This is a genomic window from Rhizobium lentis, assembly GCF_017352135.1.
In the GTDB taxonomy this organism is placed as follows: Bacteria; Pseudomonadota; Alphaproteobacteria; order Rhizobiales; family Rhizobiaceae; genus Rhizobium; species Rhizobium lentis.
Window position 1 is genome coordinate 232,004 of sequence record NZ_CP071458.1, and the last position, 21,583, is coordinate 253,586.

Sequence of the window (21,583 nt, forward strand, 5' to 3'; positions counted from 1 at the left end):
ACGTCCTCGACAAAATTACGGTTAACGGCTTGTCTGCTGGTGGTTTTTGAGGCGGGTCAAACTGACGATCGAACTGCCGATCTTTGCCGGATCGTCCTGATCGTATAATGGGGGCATCGTCCCAGCGCGTTCCGATATACGCGATCGGATGTCGGCGCGCGGCGTGCCGTAGAGGCCGAGGATTGGATTGTGGTCATGATCTGACATGGCATCCTCCTTAGGTTCCGCCGCCGAGCGAATGGACGAAGATCGTCAGTTCCTTGACCGTCGTGTCGCCGAGACGCCCTGCCCAAGCAGGCATGACGCCGTGTTTGGGAGCGGCTACCTGGCGCATGATCGCATCCTCGCCGCGTGCCTTCAGCCAGATCGCATCGGCGAGATCCGGCGCGCCCATGTCGGCCTTTCCTTTGGCGTCGTCGCCGTGACATGCGGCACAGTTATCGACGAAGACCTGTTTTCCGGCCTCTGCGAGACCGGGGTCCGACGGTGTATTGGTCAGTCCCCAGACGTAAGCCGCGACCTGTCTTGTCTGGAGGGGATCCAGAACATCGGTAAAGGGCGGCATCTCGGAAGCATGAGTGTCCGTGTCCCCGTCGAAGCGAATCCCATGCGCGATCGTCGCCTGGATGGCATCCAGGTCTCCGCCCCACAGCCAATCGTCGTCGTTGAGGTTCGGAAATCCCGGGCCGCCGCTTGCTCCCGAGCCATGGCATGGCGCGCAGTTCACCTTGAATGCAGATGCGCCGCCGGCGATCGCGAATTCGCGAAGGGCAGAATCGGAATCGATCTCGTCCACCGTCTTGGCGGCGATCAGATCATGAAGCGCCGTCTGCGATGCTTTGGCCTGATCCAGGTTCTGCCGCAGCTCGGCGCGGCTGGAAAAGCCCAGCATACCCTTCGTGGCGTCGGTAATCATCGGGATCGCGGGATATGCGATCGCATAGCCCAACGCCCAGACAATGGTGGCGTAGAAGGTCCACACCCACCAGCGGGGCATCGGATTGTTGAGTTCGCGGATGCCGTCCCATTCATGTCCGGTCGTTTCGACGCCGCTAAATTCATCGATGTGTTTTTCCGACATCTCAATCATCCTTCAAGGGAATATCGGCGGCCTCTTTCGCCGTCTGCTTGCTGCCTGGGCGAAGGGTGAACACGACCGCGCCGACGAAGAATGCCGCCATTGCCAAAAGGCCCCAGCTGTCGGCGAAGTGTCTCATTGCTGTGTAGGTTTCCATGGATCACCTCATCGGTAGCCGGTTGCATCGTCGTAGGTCGAGAAATCGACCAACGTTCCGAGCATCTGCAGGTAGGACACCAAGGCATCCATTTCGGTCAGCGCAGCAGGATCGCCGTCGAAATCGCCGGTCTTCGCCTTCGGATAGCGGGCAAGCAGGGCCGTCGTATCTGCGTTTGGATCGGCTTGAGCCTTCATGTCGGCTTCCGCATTCGCCAGCATGTCGTCGTCATAAGGCACGCCCACGTCCTCGTTGGCCTTCAGGTCCATTCCCACGTCCTTGACCGTCACCCTCTGCTCTTTGAGGAAGGCGTAACTCGGCATGATCGACTCCGGCACGACTGCCCGTGGATCGGCGAGATGCTGGACATGCCATTCATTGGAGTAGCGTGCGCCGACACGGGCCAGATCCGGCCCGGTTCGCTTGGATCCCCACTGGAAAGGATGGTCGTACATCGACTCGGCCGCGAGCGAGTAATGGCCGTAACGTTCGACCTCGTCGCGGAACGGCCTGATCATCTGGCTATGACAGAGGTAGCAGCCTTCGCGGATGTAGATGTTTCGGCCGGCCAGCTCGAGCGGCGTGTAGGGCCGCATGCCTTCCACCTTTTCAATCGTATTCTGCAGGTAAAAAAGCGGTGCGATTTCGACGATCCCGCCGATGCTCACGACGAGCAGCGAGCCGACGAGAAGAAGCGTCGCGTTCTTCTCGAGGATCTGATGTTTATCAAGTATCGATGCCATGTCTCACCTCATTCGGCAGGCTGTGCTTGGGGCACGAAAGTGGTTGGGATCGCAGCTTCGTCGCGCAGATGGCCGCGGATCGTCATGAACACGTTCCAGGCCATGACGAGACCGCCCGCCAGGTAAAGCGTTCCGCCCACGGCGCGTAGCACGTAGTAGGGGAACATCGCCGCGACCGTCTCTGCGAAGGAATAGACGAGAAAGCCTTGGGAATTGTACTCGCGCCACATCAGTCCCTGCTGGATGCCGGCAACCCAAAGCACGGCGGCGTAGACGACGATCCCGAGGGTTGCGAGCCAGAAGTGCCAGTTGACCATCCGCAGGCTGTAGAGACGCTCGCGTCCCCATAGTTTCGGCGTCAGGTAGTAGATCGCCCCGAAGGTGATCATTCCCACCCAGCCGAGAGCGCCGGAATGAACGTGACCGATCGTCCATTCGGTATAGTGGCTGAGCGAATTGACGGTTTTCACCGACATCATCGGGCCTTCGAAGGTCGACATCCCGTAAAAGGCGATGGCGACGATCATCATACGGATGATCGGATCGGTGCGAATTTTGTCCCAGGCGCCCGAAAGGGTCATGAGACCGTTGATCATGCCGCCCCAGGAGGGCATCCAGAGCATAATCGAGAAAACCATGCCGAGCGTCTGGGCCCAGTCGGGCAGCGCCGTGTAATGCAGATGATGCGGACCGGCCCAGATGTACATGAAGATCAGCGCCCAGAAGTGGATGATCGAAAGGCGGTATGAATAGACAGGTCGGTTGGCCTGCTTCGGCACGAAATAGTACATCATGCCTAGGAAGCCGGCGGTGAGGAAGAAGCCCACGGCGTTGTGGCCGTACCACCATTGGGTCAGCGCGTCCTGAACGCCCGAGAAGACAGAATAGCTCTTGGAGCCAAGGAATGAGGCCGGAACCGCAAGGTTGTTGACCACGTGCAGCATGGCGATGGTGACGATGAAGGCGAGGTAAAACCAGTTTGCCACGTAGATATGCGGCTCTTTGCGCTTCAGGATCGTGCCGAGATAGACGGCGAGATAGGCGACCCAGACGACGGTCAGCCAGAGATCGACATACCACTCGGGTTCGGCATATTCACGGGCCTGGGAGATTCCGAGAACATATCCGGTCGCAGCCAGCACGATAAAAAGCTGGTAGCCCCAGAATACGAACCAAGCCAGGTTGCCGCCGAAAAGACGCGCGCGACAGGTGCGTTGCACCACGTAGAACGACGTCATGATTAGCGCGTTGCCGCCGAAGGCGAAGATGACCGCCGACGTGTGAACGGGCCGCAGCCTTCCGAAATTGAGATAAGGGGCGATGTTGAGGTCAGGAAAGGCCAGTTGCAGCGCGATGATCACGCCAACCAGGAAGCCAACCACGCCCCAAAATACCGTGGCGATCAAGCCATACCGTATCACCTCGTCGAAATAGCCGGACTTATCGACTTTGCGCTGTTGGCCTGCCGGCGAAAAATCAACGTTCCTGACCAGCAAAGCGGCCCCGACGGCGAGGCAGAAGCAAAGTATGCCCATATGGACCGCAAAGAGATGATCATGCGCGAATGCGGCTCCTAGCAGCGCTAGAAACGCCGCGGCCGCGACCACCATCGTTTCCTTTGTGTAATTCATGATGTCGTCCTCAATGCGCCGACGACCGCGTCGCGGCCGTCTTTCTCGCTAGGACTGTCACGAAGCCGCAAATTGCTCCTTGATCCACATCAACGAGAGGACAGAAAGACGGGACGACGCTGCGGCTATGAATGCAAAGGCTTTTAATCCGTTGACACACGCTGACTATTCCACCGTCAAGTTCACGTCGCGTCATCCATTGTTGCCCTTGAGCTAGCTAGTCCACTCGGAGGCTCATTTACGTTTGAGTGTTCAATCCCCGGTTTTGACGGTTCATCATTTCCTTGCAATTGAAGGAACGAGCTATGGGCCAGGTTTAGGTGTGAGCACCCAACGACTGGGGCAATCCATTTAACATATGGAATACTGAAGAGAGAGCTTCGGAGTTTTCCGATTGGCTATGGAGTCACCGGAAAACGTTGGCCAACGGAAGAAAAGTACGGTCTTGCCGAGATACGGTCGGACACGCTGAATGAAGGGACGCTGCCCATTTGAGGTGAGAAGTCAAAAAGAGGGGCAACGAATTTTCTGCAAACATCGGCTGGGACATTTTCGAGCGGCAAACTTGTCGACGGAGTGCAGGCCCGCTGGGTAGGATCGATGAAGGACGAGCTGACTGAAACGAAAGCCCCGCGCGTCGCTCGATCGTGTCAGAAAGGTCGCTACGCGTGAGCGACAACGCCTTTCCCTTCCTGCTTATGTTGGGTGTCTGGCCGAAATGGGAGCAGTCCAGCAGTGGCTGGCCAATGGTGGTAGAAGTCGACACATTAATCATCTTCGTCAGGTTCTCGACACATCTACGGCTCGTGACTGCGTTCGGCAGCAAGCCTGCGCAGCGTTTCGGCGACGGCGCGAAAGAGATCGTGTAAACGGCATTTTTGTTCTGAAAGGCGCTTGCGGAACGCCGCGCAGTCCTGACACCGCTCGACCTGCCCGCCGAGGCGAGCGGTCCAGCCAAATGCCGCGATAGCGGCTTCGTTCAATCCTGAAGGTCGATCGGTCCTAGCTATCGTCCTAACGAGTGGCTTCTACGGCGACCTGCGGATTTCGTAGCGGATCGTCAGTCTTTTCGTCCCAACGGCCTGCTATTCCACCGTTATCATCCCCGCGAGTGCCTCTCGCGCGTTAGCGACATCTTCAGCTGTGAGGCAAATGGCGGCACCGCCCCAATTGCTGAGAACGTAATTTGCCAGTCGCGCGATCTCTTCATTGCTCATTTTCCACCCAAACGGCGGCATGTGAACTCCCCTCTGCCCACCGGTTGTGCCGGCAATGATCATTTCAATCAGGTGTTGAGCCTTAGGGACATCGTTCCCGGCAAGCGATGGGATCATTGACTCGATGCCTTCGCCCCGAGCGCCGTGGCAAGTCGAACAATTCACCTCGTAGCTAAGTGCTGCCTGCGCCATTGCGCAGGAAGGAATGGGCATCGGAGCGCGGGTGGAATCAACGACGAGCGATCGACTTAAAACGAAGAGATTGTCCGCCTGGTGGACTGAGCCACCGAAGGCCGCAACGACGAGCACACCAACAATGTTTTTCCACTCCGCCATTGGTCATCCCTTCTGCAATGCGCCCGGTTTGCGAGCGTAATTTCCGCAGATCGCGCGCGCCGCGCGTAACGCCAGCGCGCCCACGGTGCCCGTCGGATTGTACCCACCGTTGTTAGGAAAGGCCGATGCACCGACGACGAAGACGTTGTGGCAGTCCCAGCTTTGAAGGTGCGAATTTACCGCCGAACTGGTCGGGTCGGCCCCCATGACGGCGCCACCTATCGTATGGTTTGACGCGCCGATCGCCGTGGTGAATGGTTTCTCGGCGAAGTTGAAGGCGCTGATCTGCGATGCGCCCATTCGCTTGCCGATTTGTATCGCGCGATTCATGGTGAACGTCGCCATGGCGCGGTCATTTCGGGCATAGTCGTATGTCAGACGTAACAGCGGAAGGCCGAAGGGATCCTTGTAGGTGGGATCAAGATCAAGGTACCCACGCTTGATCGGCATCGATGTCCCTTGATTGAACAGGACTCCATAGTTCTGGTAGTAGTTCGAATAAGCTCTCTTGAAGCCCGAGCCCCAGCGTGGCGTGCCCGGTGGCAGCTTGTTGGCGTTGGCAATCGGTGTGCCGTCGCGCGAAAGAGTCAGGATGCCCGCCCCACCGATGAAATCGAGTGACGAGTGGTCGAAATTGTCGCTGTTGTAGTCGTCGATTTGAGAGCCTAGGCCACCGGCCCCGATGAATGGATTGATGTGGTCTTCCTCGAACCAGAGATCTGCCCCCGACACGGTCTGGAAGCTGAAATTGCGGCCGACGACGCCTTCGCTTGTGAGCGGGTCATACGGCTTGCTTATGCCCGACAGAAGCATCAGTCGAACGTTTTCCATTTGGAAAGCCGTTAGACAAATGATATCGGCCGGCTGCAGAACCTCGCTACCGTTCTGGTCGATATAGGTCACGCCGGTCACAGATTTTCCGTCAGCAGCTTTGTTGACGCGCGTGACACATGCGTTGGTGATGAGCCTGAAGTTGGGGTTATTATTCAACAGAGCTGGAAAGACGCACGTCTGCGGACTTGCCTTCGAATAGTTGCCGCACCCGTAGGACGAACAAAAGCCGCAATAGGTACATGGCGCCATCGTAACACCGAGCGGATTGACATAAGCCTGCGAGACATTCGCACAGGGAATAGTAAAAGGGTGAAGACCCATCTCCGATGTCGCCTTGTTGAAAATCTCCATCATGCGGAGCGTTTTCAGCTTCGGTGTCGGGTATTCCCGCGACCGCGGCCCTTCGAAGGGATTGCCCCTGCTTGTGAGCTTGCCCCTGAGGTTGCCTGCCTGACCGGCTACGCCTGCAATTTGCTCCCAACGATCATAGTCGGGTTCCAGTTCAGCGTAGGTGATGCCCCAGTCCTGCAACTGCAATTCCCCGTCTTCAGCGCGGGCCATGCCATAGCGTTGGATCGTTTCGCTACGAACCCGAAAGTCCCAGGGATTGAAGCGCCAGGCCATTCCTGCCCATTGGAACCCCTGGCCCCCGACGCCTCCGCCGAGCTCCGAAATACCGAAGTCACGCTGTGGCACGGCCGTCTGGTCCAACGTGTTGCGCATGGTGAGAGTGGTGTCGTGCGGCGGTGCGAGCAGCTCCCTGCGCGTTTTCCAGCGCAACTCGTCGGGATCAGCCGTAAGCGGCGTATCTGGAAAGGTATCTCGCCAAGGACCGCGGTCAATCGCGACGACGTTCATATTTGCGCGGGAAAGTTCCGCGGCCATGAGCGAACCTGCCCAGCCGAACCCGACGATGACAGCGTCAACCTTGGGATTGGTGCGTCTGGTGGTCATACTTGTTGAACCTCGATAATTGCAGGAAGCAGAGAAACGCTTCCTCAGTTCTTCGGAACGAGACTGACGGGGACCAGATTGAGCTTCTGTCCTGTCCGGTCGGTGTAAGCTCTGTAATCGTAGCGAGCACCGGGGAAGCCGATCATCTTCCAGCCCGCCATATCTTTGTTCCCGCCATAGTACGGATCGGCGAAATAACCCTCGCGGACATTGGTCAACATAAGTTCGAAAAAAGCTCTAGCATCGAGGGCCGTTCCCAATTTGATCGTGCCCTGCTCCATACCTGCTAGAATTTCATCCTGGCGGCTCGGCGGCAGGTCGGCGAAGGACGCGCTGTCCGTTTCTAAGGTATAAGCTCGCAGCGCTTGGAGGCCGGCACGGTATCGCTCGCGCGGTGTGGCGATAAATTGGGCCTTCTGAAGCATTTGCTCTTCGTGCGGTTGCTCAGGTCCTTCTCGATAGAGCGTCGAGGCTTCCCCGTACCCGCCGGTAAGTTGTGCGTCGAGGAAATCAAGGCATCCAACTTTCGATGCTGATGGTCCAAACTGATCTTCGGGAATCAGACGATCGAATACCGCCTTTAGGGTCCTCACGTCCTCATCATCCATGAGAGCCTTGCGAAAACCCCCGTGCTCGATCGACTTCAGGGGGGATCTTTTATTTGAGTCAGTCCCGGTGGGGTATCCACTCATTTCCTCGCCACAGGCGGGCTTGCATCCGATCGGACCGGCGGCAACGAGCGCCCCGATGAGGGTTAGTACGTCTCTCCTTTTCATATTGAATCTTCCCTTTTGCAACAAAAGCTTATTGCGGCTCATCCCAAGGCCATCAGCGTGAAGCGGGCGGGCGTTTGCGTCCTTGAAAAAGGACCGATGCATACGCCAGCGTCGCTCCGACCGCACTGACGATCAGCAAGGCTTTGTTGAGCCCCACTGCGCCGGCCGCGCCACCAATGATGGGTGGACCGACGAGAAATCCGGAATAGCCGCAGACCGACACAAATGCGGTCCCGAGACCGTCTGGCACCACCTCACTTGCATTTCTGAAGATGATAGGCACTAGGTTAGCCATGCCTATGCCCAGTAAGGAAAAGCCGGCGAGCGCAGCTGCGAAAAACGGGATTGACAATGCTATTGTCATGCCCGCCGACATGAGGCCGCCGCTAATCGCAATCATGGCGCGATCACCGATAACGCTTCCGATGCGGTCTCCTGAGATCCGGCCGACGATCATAAAGACCGCAAAGGCCAGGTAACCCAGGACGGCAGTCTGAGGCGACGTTGGCCAGTAGTCCTCTAGATAGATCGTGCTCCAATCGGCGATTGCTCCATCGCTCATCATGGTGAGGAATGACAGGAATCCGAGCAAAATGAGCCTGCCGTTGCCCAATGCCCCTAACTCCAGACTGATCCTGCTCCGATCAGCGTCCAGATCAAGGTGTGGGAAGAGTCGCCAAGAAAGCATTAGAGTGCCAACCAGCAAGGCAATGGCCTGGACCAGCGGATGATAGCCTCGACCAATCCACCAGTAGGACAGAAGTGAACCCGCAAGCGCTCCAATGCTGGAGAAACCATGCAGTAGCGATATGACGGGATCGCTTCCTCTCTTACCAAGATTGGTGCCCTGGTCGTTCATCGAAACGTCCATTGAGCCGTTCGCGGCGCCGAACAGGCCGACGCCGACCAGGAGGGCGATGTGGTTTGGAGCTACAAACACAAAACATAGCGCAGCTGGAAAGAATAGGCAGGACAGGATCGATATCCGCCGGCTCCCGAAAATCTGCACGAGATAACCCGTGAGCGACATGATCAACACCGCTGCGGCTCCCATTGTTAGGAACACGATGCTGAGCCCGAACTCGCTCAGACCAAACGACCGTCGGATATGAAGTATGTTTGTCGCCCAGGTGCCATATACCACTCCGTTTATAAAGAACTGGAAAGCCACCGCCATGACTCGCTTTTGGGGAACAAATATGCGAGCGTTACTCATTGGAGGCTCCGCTTCCGTTGTCGAGATGATCAGGACCTGCGTAGAGCTGCCAGAACCATCAGGCCCGTGGGTTGCTTGTCTATTCTAATGAGGCAAAGTAATCGCTCCAGACTTGCCTGAGCTTCGAAACGACAGCCGTCATGGTTGAGGGATCCTGGGCAATCAATGGGTACTTCTCGTCGAAAACGATGAACGAGTTTTCGATTGCAAGGTGCCCCGCAGTTTTGGTCCAGTCGATCGTGCCCGCATACGGCCTGAACACCTTCTGAAGCGGGAGTATAGGTGCTGTCCACAGCGTGCTCGGAATGCCGCTCCTAGCAAGAGTGTTGCGCAGCCCTTGTCTGATGTCCGCCATTGATCTCCCGTAGTGATCGACTGCCCCATAGTCGATACCGACGCGGATCTTGTGCCAAACATGCGTTTGGTGGGAGCCGGGCTGGGTGATTTTGAGAAAGGGAACTTGTGCCGCCTCTGCAACGAGTGGCTTCATAGCCTCCTGGAGCCATTCTATCCGTTGATCGAGATGCTCTAGCTGATCGATCACCAGAGCCGCCGAAAGCGGGTTTAACCTAAACATGCCGCCGATCTGCTCGCACTCACGAAAGACGGCATATCCTTCCCGCAGCCCCTCCTCAAAGTGATAATTATGCTTTGGCGTAGGAAGGCCGAAGTTGCAGATATCGCGTGCCTTTTGGGCAAGGGCGGCATTTCTCGTCACAAGGAAGCCACCGTCGCCGGCGGAGAAATGCTTGCTTTTCTGCATGCTGAAGCAGCCGATGTCAGAGAGAGTCCCGACATACTGTTTCTTATAGAGTGCGCCGTGGGCCTGGGCGCAGTCCTCAATGATGGGAACTCCTTTCTCCCGCGCAATGGCGGTAATCTCGTCCATTTCGCAGCTCAGGCCATGCATATGAACGACGATGATTGCCTTGACGTCCGGCGTAATCGCTTTAGCCACTGCCTCGGTAGAGAGATTGTAGGTGTCGCTATCAATGTCGACGAAGCGGGGAATGGCGCCGATAAGAGTCGCTGCAAATGCAGTGGCGCTCCAGGTGTAGGAAGGCACAAGAACAACGTCTTCCGGCCCAACGCCGAGCGTCAGGAGGGCCACCATCAGCGCGGTAGTGCCGCTATTTGTCGAGACGACATGACCGCCGCCGATCCAATTCTCCACCGTCTTTTCAAACTCATTAATGACTTCCAGACCCGAGCCGGAAAGTTCACCAGACGAAATACACGCGATGACTTTCCGGTAGTTCGCTCCCGTTAAAATCGGCCACCGATGCAGCGTCCGGGTTCCGTTTGGCTCCGCAGAGGGAACCTGAAAATTTGGCTTTGATGGCATTTAATTTACCCCCGTGTGGGTTGGTGCATCCCGGGCGTCAATGTTGCCCGCTTCCATACTGAGCACATCTCGTGCCAACCAGATTTCCATTGAAAATAAAGAGGAAATTCGAACTGAGCTGCGTCGTATGTCCGACATTGGACAATGATCGTGTAGAGCTATCATCGGCGCGGCAGTACCGCTATTTGTCGAGACGACATGCCCACTGCTGATCCAATTCTCCACTTCTTTTCAAACTCATTAATGACTTCCCGACCCGAGCCGGATAGTTCACCAGGCGAAATACACACGATGACTTTCCGGTAGATCGCTCCCGTCAGAATCGGCCACGGATGCAGCGTCCGGGTTTCGCTTGGGTCCGCAGAGAGAACCCGAAAGTTCGGGCTTGAGGGCATCTCTATCTATCCTCTGTCTGGTTGGTGCATCCTCGGCCTACTCTTAGCACTGCTCGTGCCAACCAGACCCGCATCGGAAATGAAGGGGAGTTTCGCGCTTGGCGGTGTTGGATGTCCGACATTGGACGTGCTCATGTCCAGATCGTTGTCTTCAGTTGCCCCGACACAGGTAAGTCGAAACCCATCTTGAGTTCTGCGGTTTCCATCTCTGGGAGAGGGCTTTCGCGCGCCGTTCGGCCTCATTTGTATGACGGCGGTCTTCGCGCGAGCTGTTTATTACTCTGCCGCACGCGTTCACCGTGCTCGCGAAATGCTATCTCCGTACGCTTTTTAATCTGCCTGATGTGGCGTTTCCGCACCGATCCGCCGCCAATAATGTACGAATTACGGGCTGCCGGCTCATGCCCAGCTCGATCTCCCTCGCAAAGCTGCGTGCTGCCAGCATGCTCCACTCATCGTCAAAGGCTTTCGTTAGCTCCGATAACGCTCGCCGCCACGGGCCGGATGTGGACCTAAGAAATCGTTCAGAAACGGTTCTACTTATCGACCCAATACTGTCTAATGTTCCCAAACCCGCGACTGAATTACACTTGCGCGGAAGAACAAAGGGAACAACAATGCAAGCGTTAAAACCGCTACTAAACAACTGCGCAATGATGTCGGCTAGTAAAGCCCTTACAGCCACCAGCACATTGGCATGGGCGCTTATGCTCATCTGCATTTCAAATGCAGCACCTGCATCTGCCGAAGAAAATATTTCCATCTACTTCGTCGGGTGTGCGGCGCCAACCGGCTTCCACGGCTATCTTGCGCGCGGCGCTGAAGAGCGCCGGAAAAAACCTTGGAGTCAAGGTCAACTATATCTATCCCGACCAGCTGACAATTCCCAACCAGATCCAAAAGATCGAGGAAGCCATGGCAGCGCAGGCGGACGGTATCGCGGTTTGCGCTTTCGCCGACGACGCCGCCTATGCCGATGTGGCTGCACGAGCCAAAGAAGCCGGGATCGCGTTCGGCAGCGCCGCGGCGCCTCCGCCGGGGTCGCATATCCGAAAGCCGGACGATATTTTTCTCTTCCGCGCCGGTTCTGACGAAGGCGCCGCCGGACAGCTGTCGGCCCGACGTCTGCGCGACATGGGCGTAAAAGGACGCGTGGTTGTTGCCAATCAGCAACCCGGTGACGCAACTTGCCAGCTGCGTGCAACCTCCGAAATAGATGCCCTCAAAGCCGGTGGGATCACGGCGGACTTCCTGGAAATGTCAATGGATCCGGGCCAGCAGGCCGAAACCCTATCCAACTATCTGCGTCGCAACCCTGACACAGTCGCCGCGACGAGCACATGTGACGTGGTGGACGGCTTCCTGACGGCGAAAGCGGACAGCGGACGGAACGACCTGATCCTGACCGGCTACGACATCAATGCACAATCGCTCACGGCGATCAGTGATGGGCGGCAGGCTTTCACGATCGACCAGCAGCAGTTCTGGCGCGGCTACATGCCTGTTCTGCTGCTCACTCACTACCTGAAATATGGCTTGCTCGAAGGAAACTACTTCCTGACCGGCCCGACGATCGTGGACAAGACCAACGTTGAGAAGGTTCAGGCGCTGGTGGGCAAGGGTTATCGTTGAGCGATAGTCTGGGAGCGACCCGGTCATTTCGCCGGGTCGCAATCTTCTAATCAATTTGGCGGGAGGCCAAAATGTCCGACGAAATCCACCTCGCCCACGCCCCTACACGCAGCATCGCTTGCGCTGAAGCGTTCCGTCGCTTCATGCTTCGGCCTGAAGCAACATCGGTCGCTGCCGTTGTCATCCTTTTCATCCTGTTTTCCCTACTCGCGCCGCAGCTGTTTCCGACCAAGATTACTTATATCAGCATCATGGCGATCGCTGCTGAACTCGGGATCGTGTCTATCGGCGCCACGCTGTTGATGATCTGCGGTCATTTCGATCTTTCGGTCGGCGCTGTACTCGGCCTCACATCTTACGTTTGTGTTGTATTGATGCGCGATAATGGATTTGATCCAGTTTCGGCATCGGCCGTCGCGATCGCCGCCGGCGCAGCGCTGGGGGCGGTCAACGGATACATGGTTGTGCGTTTCCGCATCCACTCTTTCGTGGTGACGCTTGGCACAATGCTCATTTGGCGCGGTGTTTTGATTGCGCTTACCGGCGGATTTCCGATGACGGTGGAGATCCCTGCAAGCTTCCGGGCGACGATGGCCGGACCGTTGATCAGCGATTTTCGTATGTCGATGTTATGGTTTCTCTTGATAGGGATTTCAGGGACGCTTCTGCTCTCCCGTACGAAACTCGGTAACTGGATCCAAGCACGGGGCCAGAACGAGAACGCGGCCAGGAATCTCGGCGTACCGGTCGATAGGGTCACCATCATCGTCTTCATGATCTGCTCCGCGCTGGCTGCCATCGCAGGAATAATTCAGGTTGCACGCTTTGGATCCGTAGATGCGCTGCGGGGCGAAGGTTTCGAACTTCAAGCGGTCGCAGTGACAGTGATCGGGGGGACACTCCTCTCCGGTGGCTATGGTAGCATTATTGGAACGATCCTGGGCGCCGTTACCTTCGGAATGATCCAGGTCGGGCTGGTTCTCGCGGGAGCCCCGGGCATCTCTTCAAGACCCTCACCGGAATGATCGTGGTTGGTGCCGTCATCCTCAATACATCGATCAGCAAGCGGATGTCAAAGTCGCGACCTTTGTCGGGCTATCGTCGGGACAGTTCGACAGCAGACGCAGCAATCAACGCCCAGACCGCGATCAGCAAGAACACGAACGGATGAAATGAAATGAGCAAGGACGTGATCTCTAATGACAGCCAGGCAGCGGTCGCTACTCGTGCCTTACCCGCAGGCAGCGGCAGCGATGATATGAGGGGGCTCACGCGCCAGATTGAGCCAATTAAACCGGCAGACGTGCCGGTCATTGAAGCCATCGGACTATCGAAGGGCTTTGGCGCGACCACGGCGTTGGTGGATGTGTCTCTCAAAGCCTACTCGGGTCGTATTCTTGCCCTTTTAGGCGACAATGGAGCGGGCAAGTCCACGTTGATCAAAATCCTTTCCGGAGTATTTCCAGCGGATCGCGGCGAGCTGCGCTTCAATGGGGAAGCCATTGTTTTCCGCAATCCGAAGGACGCGCGTGAACGTGGCGTCGCCACGGTGTTTCAGGATTTGGCGGTTTGCGAACTTCTCTCCGTCACCCGTAACATCGTTCTCGGACGAGAACCGCAACGAGGTTTAGGCCCGTTCAAATGGCTCGATCTAAAACGCGCAAATGAGATGGCGCAGTCGGCTCTTCATCGGTTAGGCGTGCGCTGGGAGCGCGGGTTGGACGAAAGAGGAGCAAACATATCCGGTGGCGAGCGCCAGTCGCTCGCTATCGCCAGGGCCATGTATTTTGGATCCTCTCTCCTCATTCTCGACGAGCCGACATCGGCCTTAGCGGTGCGGCAGGCGGGCAAGGTTCTCGATCATATCGTCACTGCCCGCGACCAAGGTCAGGCCGTCATTTTCATCACCCATAACTTCCGGCACGCCCTAGCGGTCGCTGACGATCTTGTTGTCCTCTCGCAGGGAAAGGTTGTTGGCACCTTCAGGCGCGACGAAGTCAATCTCGATGACCTCACTGACCTTGTTGCCCATGTGGGCTAAGTGCTACGTTTTAGAAAAAGTGCGCCGTCAACCTGTTTAGGCCATGAGGTCGCGTTAGTTGATTGTGAGTTTCTCGGCGGGGAGAGGAGTGTCGACTGGGGAATGGTCTCTCCGCCCAATTGGCGACAAGATTCGGTCAGCGACGCCGAGTCTCAGCGATCGCTATCTGAGTGCTGCAGGCTGGCGCTCCGAAAGCTGCGGCATGTTCGATGCCTCGCTAAAACGCGCAAGTGAATCTTCGGCACATTTTAGAGTGTTAGCCATCAGCATGGCGATCGTCATAGGCCCGACACCTCCTGGAACGGGCGTGATCCCCGCCGCGACTTTTTCAGCCTCCTTGAAAGCAACATCTCCGACAAGCCGTGTCTTGCCCTCGCCTTATTCTGGAGCCAGCACGCGGTTTATACCGACATCGATGATTGTCGCGCCTGGCTTCAGCCAATCACCGCGAACCAATTCGGGACGGCCGACCGATGACAAGAGCATTCAGCCGGAAAGGTTGTCTCCGTCGGCGTGCCGAATGAGCATCATAGCACCGGCCGGTGTGCAGGAGACCAGTCCAGTAACGAGATTCCCACTCGCCACTTTCCCGGCGTTTACGACGTGCAGGCCATCGACGTCCTTCTCCGGCAGAATAGACCGGATGATCTCTTCTTGCTCTAAGTGTTTCGGCAATGGCAACTGAACGAGGATTCCGTGGATAACTTTGTCCGCATTCAGCAGCGCTATCCGATCTAGCAGCTCTTCCTGTGAGGTTTCTGCAGGAAGATTATACTGCATCGAACGGAAGCCACACCAGCTGGCCATCTCGCTTTTGGCGTTCACATAGGTACGGCTAGCTGGATCGTCCCCAACAAATGACCACTGCGAGACCGGCTTCGAGCCCAGAGGTGTTCTGAAGCTCAGCTGCCCTTGCCTTCACTGCATCGAGGACCCGATCGAAGTTTCGTTTTCCCAGCAAAACATACGCCATGCCTCACCCCATCCTTTCCGAAGCGAAGCTGCCGGGGCTTGCCGGGAAGACCACGGTGCGATTGCCGTTGATGAAAGTACGGTGATGGATATGGGCGTGGATGGCGCGCGCCAGCACCTGGCTTTCGACGTCGCGGCCGATCGAGACATAGTCGTCGGGCGACTGCGCATGGGTGATGCGCGCCGTGTCCTGCTCGATGATCGGGCCTTCGTCGAGATCGGCGGTGACGTAATGCGCCGTCGCCCCGATCAGCTTTACGCCGCGTTGATAGGCCTGCTTGTAAGGATTGGCGCCCTTGAAGCTCGGCAGGAAGGAATGATGGATGTTAATGATCCGGCCGGACATTTTCTGGCACATCGCATCCGAAAGCACCTGCATGTAACGGGCGAGCACAATCAGCTCAGTGCCGGTCTGTTCGACGATATCCATGATCTGGCCTTCGGCCTGCAGCTTGTTCTCCTTCGTCACCTTGATATGGTGGAAGGGAATGTCGTGGTTGACCACGACCTTCTGGTAATCGAAATGGTTGGAGACGACGCCGACGATATCGATCGGCAAGGCCCCGATCTTCCAGCGATAGAGCAGGTCGTTCAGACAATGGCCGAAGCGCGACACCATCAGCAACACCTTCATGCGCTTTTCGCTGTCGTGAAAATTGTAGTTCATTTCGAAGGGCGCAGCGACGGCTGCGAAACCCGCGTCGATATCCGCGCCCGAAAGGCCCTCTTCCGAGATGAAGCTGACGCGCATGAAGAACTTGCCGGTATCGAGATCGTCGAACTGCGAACTGTCGATGATGTTGCAGCCCTTGTCGGCCAGATAGCTCGAAATCGCCGCGACGATGCCGCGCGTCGACTTGCAGGATACCGTCAAAACATAATTGGTCATGCTTTATCCCTAATTCGCGATCGCACGGTGCCATCACGACATTATCTTGTGGTGGCGGAAAGCGGCTGTTCACTTTCGACTTTTCTCAGAAAGCCTTCGAGCTCCTCTGGCGATATGCTGACCAAGTGCCCCTTTTCTGGGTATGCACCAGATCGCACGTCTTCAGCATATTCGCGGAACGCTTCCACACGCTCCCGATGCAGCCGATCGAATTCAGAAGCAAAATCGCGGTAGACTTTAGCGTGGCGAGGATAATGACCCCGGTTCTGCCCAAGCACATCCTCGGCAAAAAGGTATTGGGCATCGCATCCTGTGCCCGCACCCATGGAAAGCATCAGGAGTGATGTGCGTTTGGAAATTGCCGCAGCGACCTCGCCAGGCACTACCTCGATTTCAGCTGCGAAGGCGCCGGCCTCCTCGAGAGCTTTCACCTGACGCCAGACTTCAAATGCACTGGCGGCCGTTTTACCGACTGCGCGAAAGCCGCCCGTCCATGTCGCTTTAGACGGAATAAGCCCGACATGGCCACAGACCGGGATTCCTTCCTCCCGTAGGCGTCGCACGGTCGACATTCCGGCGGCGCAGTAGACAGCGTCGCCGCCGGCACGAATTGCCTCGAAGGCGGCTCGAAGGTAGTCCTCAGCAGTAATCAGATCATCCAAACCGGGAAATGCGAACACGGTTGGGGCCACCTCGCGAAAGGCGGGGCCAAGCAGTTCCGGAGGAACCGAGACGAGATCGATGCCCGCCTTCTCCGCCGCCTCAGCTTCCTCAAGCGTGACGACCCGCAGCATGCTGAGCTGCCTGTGACCTCTGATTGACAACAGGTCGGCGACGGTCGGGCGGCGATGATTCATGGAAATCTCCAGCACGTTTTAGAGTGAATGGTGGCAGCTTTACGCGGCCAATAGTTTTTTGAGGTTGGTTTTTGGGGAGGCAAGCGCTTCCGGGTCCAGCCGCCGTTTTGCAGCGATTAGCATCTCGGCAAGTCGAATATCGCGCGCGACGGCGTTTCCCGGGCCAATGCCGCTAGCGGCAATCAAGCGATCTTCGCCATCAAGATGAAAGAGGATGAACGCCCCCTGATCAAGGTCGCGTCGAACGGTTGTCGCAGCACCATCGGAAAGACCGGCGATCTGAAGCGTCAGTTCATATTGATCCGACCAAAACCAGGGCACGCTTGCGATTGCGAGGCCCCTGCCCAGCAGATTGGCCGCAACGAGCATTCCCTGATCCTGCGCGTTCCGCCAAGCTTCAAGCCGCACCCGGCGTTCGCGATAATGCGAAAGTGGAAACGAGCAACAATCACCAGCGGCAAAGATGTCAGGGTCTGATGTCCTGAGCGTGGCATCGACGGCGATGCCGTTGTCAATCAAAAGTCCAGCAGCCTCGGCAAGTTCCACATTGGGGATGACTCCGATGCCGACGACAACAATATCGGCCAGTCTGGTGGTTCCGTTCGCAAAGAGAATTTGCACCTTATCATTTTCAGTTGCGATGGATGTGATTTGCTCACCGCATAAAATGTTCACACCCTCCTGCCGGTGTCGCTCGGTGACGACCTTCGCGATTTCTGCCGGCACCCCCCGCGAAAGGACGCGGGGTGAACTCTCGATCAGTAATACCTCGGCACCGAGTTTCCGGGCGGTCGCAGCAATTTCCAGGCCAATGAAGCCGCCGCCGACAACGGCAAGACTCTTGCCTGGCGCTAATGCCTCGTGGATCGCGACTGCGTCGCCATGGTTCCGCAGCATGCAGATGCGTCCCAAACCTGGATCACCGGATACTCCTGCAAAGGGGCGCGGCCGGGCACCCGTCGCAAGGAGAAGCTGATCATAAGGAAATTTTCGGCCGTCGGAGAGCCTCACCAGTTTGCTTTGCCGATCGACCGTGTCAACAGGAACGCCTGTTAGAATGGTGATCCTGGCCTCTTCGTAACGCGCCGGACCGGCCACATATTGAGGCGGTGCGGCACTGGCGAGACCCGTTTTTGAAAGTGGTGGCCGCTCATAGGGAAGATGTGGTTCGGCGCCGATCAGGGTGATGTCGCCGTTAAAACCTTGCTCCCTTAAAGCAAACGCGGCCCTTGCTCCGCATTCTCCGCCACCGACTATAATGATCTTACTCATCTTTCCTCCCCGTCGCGTGAAGCGTCGCGTCATCGAATTACGAAATCGCGATGAAGACGGTCCCAGCCTCCACCTTCGCCGGATAGGTTTTCAGATTGACGCAGACCGGCGCTCCCATTGCCTCGCCAGTCTTGTAGTTGAAGCGGCCATTGTGCTTTGGACATTCGATGATTTCATCCATGACAAGCCCATCAGCCAGATGTATTTGCTCATGCGTGCACAAGCCGTCCGTTGCATAATAGCCACCATCGGAACTGCGGTAGACCGCGAACGTGCGCCCGTCATGATCGAAGCGGATGAGGTCTTCCTCATCGATATCATCGACCCCGCACACCTCAACCCAACCTTGGCTCATGTTTGCTCCATCCGAATGTCTCGCTTCGATCTTGATCGTGTTCTGTCACTCGGCGGCGGACACGCGTTGAGCGCCGTGAAGTTCCTCATGATAAGGTTTCGCCGTCGGCGGCAACTCGCGCTTGACGTAGTAGTCCTCGTAGCGCAGCTGTCGAATAAAGGCCGGGATCATCTCGCGGTAGCCATCAATAATGGAGGTATTGGGTGCCGGCAGGTCGTGCTTGATGAGCGCGTGCAGCTTCGGTAGTGCGTGGTAAGGCACCATTGGGAACATGTGATGCTCAACATGATAGTTCATGTTCCAATAGATGAAGCGGCTGATCGGATTCATGTAGACTGTGCGGCTGTTCAGGCGGTGGTCCGTTACGTTGTCTGCAAGGCCGCCGTGCTGGAGCAGGCCCGTCATTGCAGCATGCCACGCACCATAAAGTCGAGGTAGACCGATCAACAGGAGTGGCAGGACCGAGCCGAGCCACATCGACAGCGCGATCGTCCCTGCATAGCTCGCGAGCCAGATCCGCGCCACGCGGACGACCTTGCGCTGTTCCGTCTCCGGAATAAACGTCTTCTCCTCTTCCGAGACATTGCCAGCGGAATTGCGCAGCGTGTCCACAACTGCGTGCCAGACATCGAGAATGCCGAAAAAGTCGAGGATTAGCCGCAACAGATCCGGCGGCCGCATGACGGCGATCTCTGGATCGCGGCCGACGATGACCGTATCGGTGTGATGGCGCGCATGGCTCCAACGCCAGGTTACCGGATTGCGCATGATCATGAAGCAGGCGATCTGGTAGACAATAGCGTTCATCCACCGCGTCTTGAAGGCGGTGCCGTGGCCGCATTCGTGCCAGCGGCTGTCGGAGGCCGAGCCGTAAAGCACACCGTAGGCCAGGAAGAAAGGCAGCGCGATCCACGAGCCCCAGAAGTAGATGCCGAGCCCCGCAAAAACTGCCATACTACCGAGCCAGAGGGCCGTGTCGCGGATCGCCGGCGCATCGGAGCGCTGCATCAGCGCCTTCATCTCCTTGCGCGGAACGTCGGTGTGATACCATTCCGCTGCCGCAAGTCCGCTCGCAACCGCAGCTCGCGATCCACGACCAACCAGGCTGTAATCTCTTTGCGCTAAAACCATGGATTGCCTCCGTCGCAATGCTGAGGCACGAGCCTAGAGGTTTAGTGGACCCTTCGTTAGAGCCGCCTTCGTCCTTTTCTCCAGAACCACTTCTTCCGCAAAAAAGTACGCAGCAATTCGTCCTGAACAACGCATATCCGGAACTCAGCACGTCTCAGATGGTTAACCAGACGTCGGTTGTTTTTCAAAAGCGCCGCTATTTTCAGCATCAATGAATGCCGCTCGCAGGCAGGCAATTCCCTCCCGCATGGCCTTCAGGTCGATGCCCGCGTAACCCAGTATGGCGCCCTGTTCAGGTGGGCTGCTGAAAAACTGCCGCGAAAGCGGTGAGAAGTTCACGCCCTGTTTTTGTGCTGCGGCCCAAAGCGTCTCATCTTCGACTGCCTGCGTGAACCGACCGACAAGCTGCATACCGGCGTCACTTTCCTCGATAGAAAGCCAGCGATTGAGACTGCGGTGGCACATTGATACAAACACCTTCTGGCGCTCAGCATAGAGGCGCCGCATCCGGCGAAGATGCGTGGCGAAGTAGCCCTCGCTGATAAAGTCGGCGAGCGCCGCCTGCAGCAGGAGAGATGGATAGTGTCCGGTGTTACTGGCGACCCGCTTAAAGCCGTCGGCGAGATGTGGGGGCACAACGACGAAACCAATCCTGAGAGACGGAAAGAGCGTCTTGGCAAACGTGCCCATGTAGATCACGCGGCCGGATTTGTCTAAGCCTTGCATCGCCGGTATCGGCCGCCCTCGAAAGCGATATTCGCTGTCGTAGTCGTCCTCAACGATCCAGGCATCATGCCTTTCGGCGATCTGGAGAAGCCGAAGCCGATCTTCCATGCGCATCACGCAACCTAGCGGCCACTGGCAAGACGGCGTGACGAAGATCAGGCGCGGCGCTGGGCGAGCCTCATCGTCGAGCGACCAGCCATCCCGTCCGACCGGCAAGGGCACGAGCCTTGCTCCGGCGCTCAATAGCGCATTCTGAGCGCCAATGTAGCCGGGCTCTTCCATCCAGCAGACGTCTCCCTCATCGACGAGCACACGCGCGAGAATGTCCAGGGCAGCCTGGGTGCCATTGACAACGATCACCTGTTCTGGTCCGCAATCGACGCCGCGCGAAGCCTGCAAGTACTCCGCAATCGCTGTCTTCAGCCGAGGATGGCCCGTGACCCAGTGATAGCCATAGAGGTCCTCCTGGGAGTAGCGGGTGTGCCGTTTGAGCAGTCGCGCCCACGTCGAGAAGGGAAAGCTTTTGATTTCTGGATATCCGGGATGGAATGCGATGTGACCGGGGGTCGTTCGGTCTCGAGGCTGCTTCGCCATCCTCGACCCTCGCGACGAGAGAGACGGCGCGCCGGTCTTGTCAAGAGCATTGCGCGCAGTCACAGCATCTGCAGGCAACGTCGCTACCCAGGTGCCCGATCCGGAGCGAGATTCAAGATAACCCTCAGCGAGTAGGGCATCGTAGGTACTGATCACAGTGTTGCGGCTGACGCCGAGATCCTCAGCCATCAAACGAGTTGGGGGAAGGCGTGTGTCGGCCTTCAAACGACCGGCCAGTATTTCTGAGCGCAACTTCTCGTAAAGCTGCCGGTGCATCGGAACGCTGGCTTCTCTATCGAGAACAAGCATATCGGAGGGAAAGCGGGTGCGACATTTAGTCAAATTGGTCCCCTCAAAATCGTCTAAAGCTGCTCTTTCAGTTGAGCCAGTATCGCGTCAATCTTCGGCCTGTTCAAGTGCTGGATTTCCAGC

At 57.2% G+C, this 21,583-nt stretch carries 19 protein-coding genes and 2 pseudogenes; 3 read left to right on the forward strand and 18 right to left on the reverse strand.

The genetic code is table 11. From position 1 onward, the window contains the following. Positions 1-21 precede the first annotated feature (21 nt). From J0663_RS30910 to J0663_RS30960, 11 genes and pseudogenes are all read right to left on the reverse strand, one after another. Complete coding sequence (locus J0663_RS30910; RefSeq protein WP_138396854.1) at positions 22-207, reverse strand: hypothetical protein; 186 nt, start codon at positions 205-207, stop codon at positions 22-24. A gap of 10 nt (positions 208-217) precedes the next feature. Then, positions 218-1,081, reverse strand: a complete 864-nt coding sequence (gene ccoP / locus J0663_RS30915) for a cytochrome-c oxidase, cbb3-type subunit III (RefSeq protein WP_207246289.1) — start codon at positions 1,079-1,081, stop codon at positions 218-220. Position 1,082: 1 nt separating this feature from the next. Continuing rightward, the gene (locus J0663_RS30920) at positions 1,083-1,235 is read right to left on the reverse strand and encodes a CcoQ/FixQ family Cbb3-type cytochrome c oxidase assembly chaperone (RefSeq protein WP_003568501.1); all 153 of its coding nucleotides are present in this window, start codon (positions 1,233-1,235) and stop codon (positions 1,083-1,085) included. 8 nt (positions 1,236-1,243) lie between these two features. Next, complete coding sequence (gene ccoO / locus J0663_RS30925) at positions 1,244-1,978, reverse strand: cytochrome-c oxidase, cbb3-type subunit II (RefSeq protein WP_027681630.1); 735 nt, start codon at positions 1,976-1,978, stop codon at positions 1,244-1,246. Positions 1,979-1,986: 8 nt separating this feature from the next. Next, on the reverse strand, positions 1,987-3,609 hold the full coding sequence (gene ccoN / locus J0663_RS30930; protein ID WP_207246290.1) for a cytochrome-c oxidase, cbb3-type subunit I: 1,623 nt from the start codon (positions 3,607-3,609) through the stop codon (positions 1,987-1,989). 806 nt (positions 3,610-4,415) lie between these two features. Then, positions 4,416-4,559: pseudogene (locus J0663_RS31885) on the reverse strand (IS91 family transposase); the annotation flags it as partial. 135 nt (positions 4,560-4,694) lie between these two features. Next, positions 4,695-5,162, reverse strand: coding sequence for a c-type cytochrome (locus J0663_RS30940; protein ID WP_207246292.1), 468 nt, complete (start codon positions 5,160-5,162; stop codon positions 4,695-4,697). 3 nt (positions 5,163-5,165) lie between these two features. Then, complete coding sequence (locus J0663_RS30945; protein ID WP_207246293.1) at positions 5,166-6,950, reverse strand: GMC family oxidoreductase; 1,785 nt, start codon at positions 6,948-6,950, stop codon at positions 5,166-5,168. A 44-nt stretch (positions 6,951-6,994) separates the two neighbouring features. Further along, entirely contained in the window at positions 6,995-7,768 is a 774-nt protein-coding gene (locus J0663_RS30950) for a gluconate 2-dehydrogenase subunit 3 family protein (protein WP_246590482.1), read from the reverse strand. A gap of 10 nt (positions 7,769-7,778) precedes the next feature. After that, entirely contained in the window at positions 7,779-8,942 is a 1,164-nt protein-coding gene (locus J0663_RS30955; RefSeq protein ID WP_018485030.1) for an MFS transporter, read from the reverse strand. Positions 8,943-9,021: 79 nt separating this feature from the next. Then, entirely contained in the window at positions 9,022-10,287 is a 1,266-nt protein-coding gene (locus tag J0663_RS30960) for a DegT/DnrJ/EryC1/StrS aminotransferase family protein (protein WP_207246294.1), read from the reverse strand. Between the two features lie 1,121 nt (positions 10,288-11,408). On the opposite strand from J0663_RS30960, the gene J0663_RS30965 reads away from it, so the two are divergent. The 3 genes from J0663_RS30965 to J0663_RS30975 all read left to right on the forward strand — a co-directional run bounded on the left by J0663_RS30965 (position 11,409) and on the right by J0663_RS30975 (position 14,355). Further along, positions 11,409-12,314 carry a substrate-binding domain-containing protein gene (locus tag J0663_RS30965; RefSeq protein ID WP_207246295.1) on the forward strand — a complete coding sequence of 302 codons (906 nt, stop codon included), beginning with the start codon at positions 11,409-11,411 and terminating at the stop codon, positions 12,312-12,314. A 71-nt stretch (positions 12,315-12,385) separates the two neighbouring features. Continuing rightward, positions 12,386-13,339, forward strand: coding sequence for an ABC transporter permease (locus J0663_RS30970; protein ID WP_207246296.1), 954 nt, complete (start codon positions 12,386-12,388; stop codon positions 13,337-13,339). Positions 13,340-13,491: 152 nt separating this feature from the next. Next, positions 13,492-14,355 carry an ATP-binding cassette domain-containing protein gene (locus J0663_RS30975; protein ID WP_018485034.1) on the forward strand — a complete coding sequence of 288 codons (864 nt, stop codon included), beginning with the start codon at positions 13,492-13,494 and terminating at the stop codon, positions 14,353-14,355. A 162-nt stretch (positions 14,356-14,517) separates the two neighbouring features. Here J0663_RS30975 and J0663_RS30980 read toward each other — a convergent pair. The 7 genes and pseudogenes from J0663_RS30980 to mocR form a co-directional block, all read right to left on the reverse strand. Then, positions 14,518-15,328 (reverse strand): annotated as a pseudogene (locus tag J0663_RS30980) (tetrahydrofolate dehydrogenase/cyclohydrolase catalytic domain-containing protein). A gap of 3 nt (positions 15,329-15,331) precedes the next feature. Further along, positions 15,332-16,216: a formyltetrahydrofolate deformylase gene (gene purU / locus J0663_RS30985; RefSeq protein WP_207246297.1), complete on the reverse strand. Its 885-nt coding sequence runs from the start codon at positions 16,214-16,216 to the stop codon at positions 15,332-15,334. Positions 16,217-16,257: 41 nt separating this feature from the next. Next, a complete protein-coding gene (locus tag J0663_RS30990) occupies positions 16,258-17,073 on the reverse strand; it encodes a 3-methyl-2-oxobutanoate hydroxymethyltransferase (RefSeq protein ID WP_131588204.1) in 816 nt (271 codons plus the stop codon). 39 nt (positions 17,074-17,112) lie between these two features. Continuing rightward, positions 17,113-18,345, reverse strand: a complete 1,233-nt coding sequence (locus tag J0663_RS30995) for an NAD(P)/FAD-dependent oxidoreductase (RefSeq protein ID WP_028734530.1) — start codon at positions 18,343-18,345, stop codon at positions 17,113-17,115. A 37-nt stretch (positions 18,346-18,382) separates the two neighbouring features. Then, positions 18,383-18,700 (reverse strand): MocE family 2Fe-2S type ferredoxin, encoded by a 318-nt coding sequence (locus tag J0663_RS31000; protein ID WP_018485038.1) that lies wholly within the window; start codon positions 18,698-18,700, stop codon positions 18,383-18,385. A 45-nt stretch (positions 18,701-18,745) separates the two neighbouring features. After that, positions 18,746-19,831, reverse strand: a complete 1,086-nt coding sequence (locus tag J0663_RS31005; RefSeq protein ID WP_131588205.1) for a fatty acid desaturase family protein — start codon at positions 19,829-19,831, stop codon at positions 18,746-18,748. 162 nt (positions 19,832-19,993) lie between these two features. Beyond that, positions 19,994-21,427 carry a rhizopine catabolism transcriptional regulator MocR gene (mocR, locus tag J0663_RS31010; protein ID WP_246590483.1) on the reverse strand — a complete coding sequence of 478 codons (1,434 nt, stop codon included), beginning with the start codon at positions 21,425-21,427 and terminating at the stop codon, positions 19,994-19,996. Positions 21,428-21,583 lie beyond the last annotated feature (156 nt).

What these genes read in the sequence shown, in the direction of transcription:
- J0663_RS30910 (WP_138396854.1), bottom strand. Translation starts at nt 207, where the DNA reads ATGTCAGATCATGACCACAATCCAATCCTCGGCCTCTACGGCACGCCG.
- ccoP (WP_207246289.1), bottom strand. Translation starts at nt 1,081, where the DNA reads ATGTCGGAAAAACACATCGATGAATTTAGCGGCGTCGAAACGACCGGA.
- J0663_RS30920 (WP_003568501.1), bottom strand. Translation starts at nt 1,235, where the DNA reads ATGGAAACCTACACAGCAATGAGACACTTCGCCGACAGCTGGGGCCTT.
- ccoO (WP_027681630.1), bottom strand. Translation starts at nt 1,978, where the DNA reads ATGGCATCGATACTTGATAAACATCAGATCCTCGAGAAGAACGCGACG.
- ccoN (WP_207246290.1), bottom strand. Translation starts at nt 3,609, where the DNA reads ATGAATTACACAAAGGAAACGATGGTGGTCGCGGCCGCGGCGTTTCTA.
- J0663_RS30940 (WP_207246292.1), bottom strand. Translation starts at nt 5,162, where the DNA reads ATGGCGGAGTGGAAAAACATTGTTGGTGTGCTCGTCGTTGCGGCCTTC.
- J0663_RS30945 (WP_207246293.1), bottom strand. Translation starts at nt 6,950, where the DNA reads ATGACCACCAGACGCACCAATCCCAAGGTTGACGCTGTCATCGTCGGG.
- J0663_RS30950 (WP_246590482.1), bottom strand. Translation starts at nt 7,768, where the DNA reads ATGAGCCGCAATAAGCTTTTGTTGCAAAAGGGAAGATTCAATATGAAA.
- J0663_RS30955 (WP_018485030.1), bottom strand. Translation starts at nt 8,942, where the DNA reads ATGAGTAACGCTCGCATATTTGTTCCCCAAAAGCGAGTCATGGCGGTG.
- J0663_RS30960 (WP_207246294.1), bottom strand. Translation starts at nt 10,287, where the DNA reads ATGCCATCAAAGCCAAATTTTCAGGTTCCCTCTGCGGAGCCAAACGGA.
- J0663_RS30965 (WP_207246295.1), top strand. Translation starts at nt 11,409, where the DNA reads ATGCAGCACCTGCATCTGCCGAAGAAAATATTTCCATCTACTTCGTCG.
- J0663_RS30970 (WP_207246296.1), top strand. Translation starts at nt 12,386, where the DNA reads ATGTCCGACGAAATCCACCTCGCCCACGCCCCTACACGCAGCATCGCT.
- J0663_RS30975 (WP_018485034.1), top strand. Translation starts at nt 13,492, where the DNA reads ATGAGCAAGGACGTGATCTCTAATGACAGCCAGGCAGCGGTCGCTACT.
- purU (WP_207246297.1), bottom strand. Translation starts at nt 16,216, where the DNA reads ATGACCAATTATGTTTTGACGGTATCCTGCAAGTCGACGCGCGGCATC.
- J0663_RS30990 (WP_131588204.1), bottom strand. Translation starts at nt 17,073, where the DNA reads ATGAATCATCGCCGCCCGACCGTCGCCGACCTGTTGTCAATCAGAGGT.
- J0663_RS30995 (WP_028734530.1), bottom strand. Translation starts at nt 18,345, where the DNA reads ATGAGTAAGATCATTATAGTCGGTGGCGGAGAATGCGGAGCAAGGGCC.
- J0663_RS31000 (WP_018485038.1), bottom strand. Translation starts at nt 18,700, where the DNA reads ATGAGCCAAGGTTGGGTTGAGGTGTGCGGGGTCGATGATATCGATGAG.
- J0663_RS31005 (WP_131588205.1), bottom strand. Translation starts at nt 19,831, where the DNA reads ATGGTTTTAGCGCAAAGAGATTACAGCCTGGTTGGTCGTGGATCGCGA.
- mocR (WP_246590483.1), bottom strand. Translation starts at nt 21,427, where the DNA reads ATGCACCGGCAGCTTTACGAGAAGTTGCGCTCAGAAATACTGGCCGGT.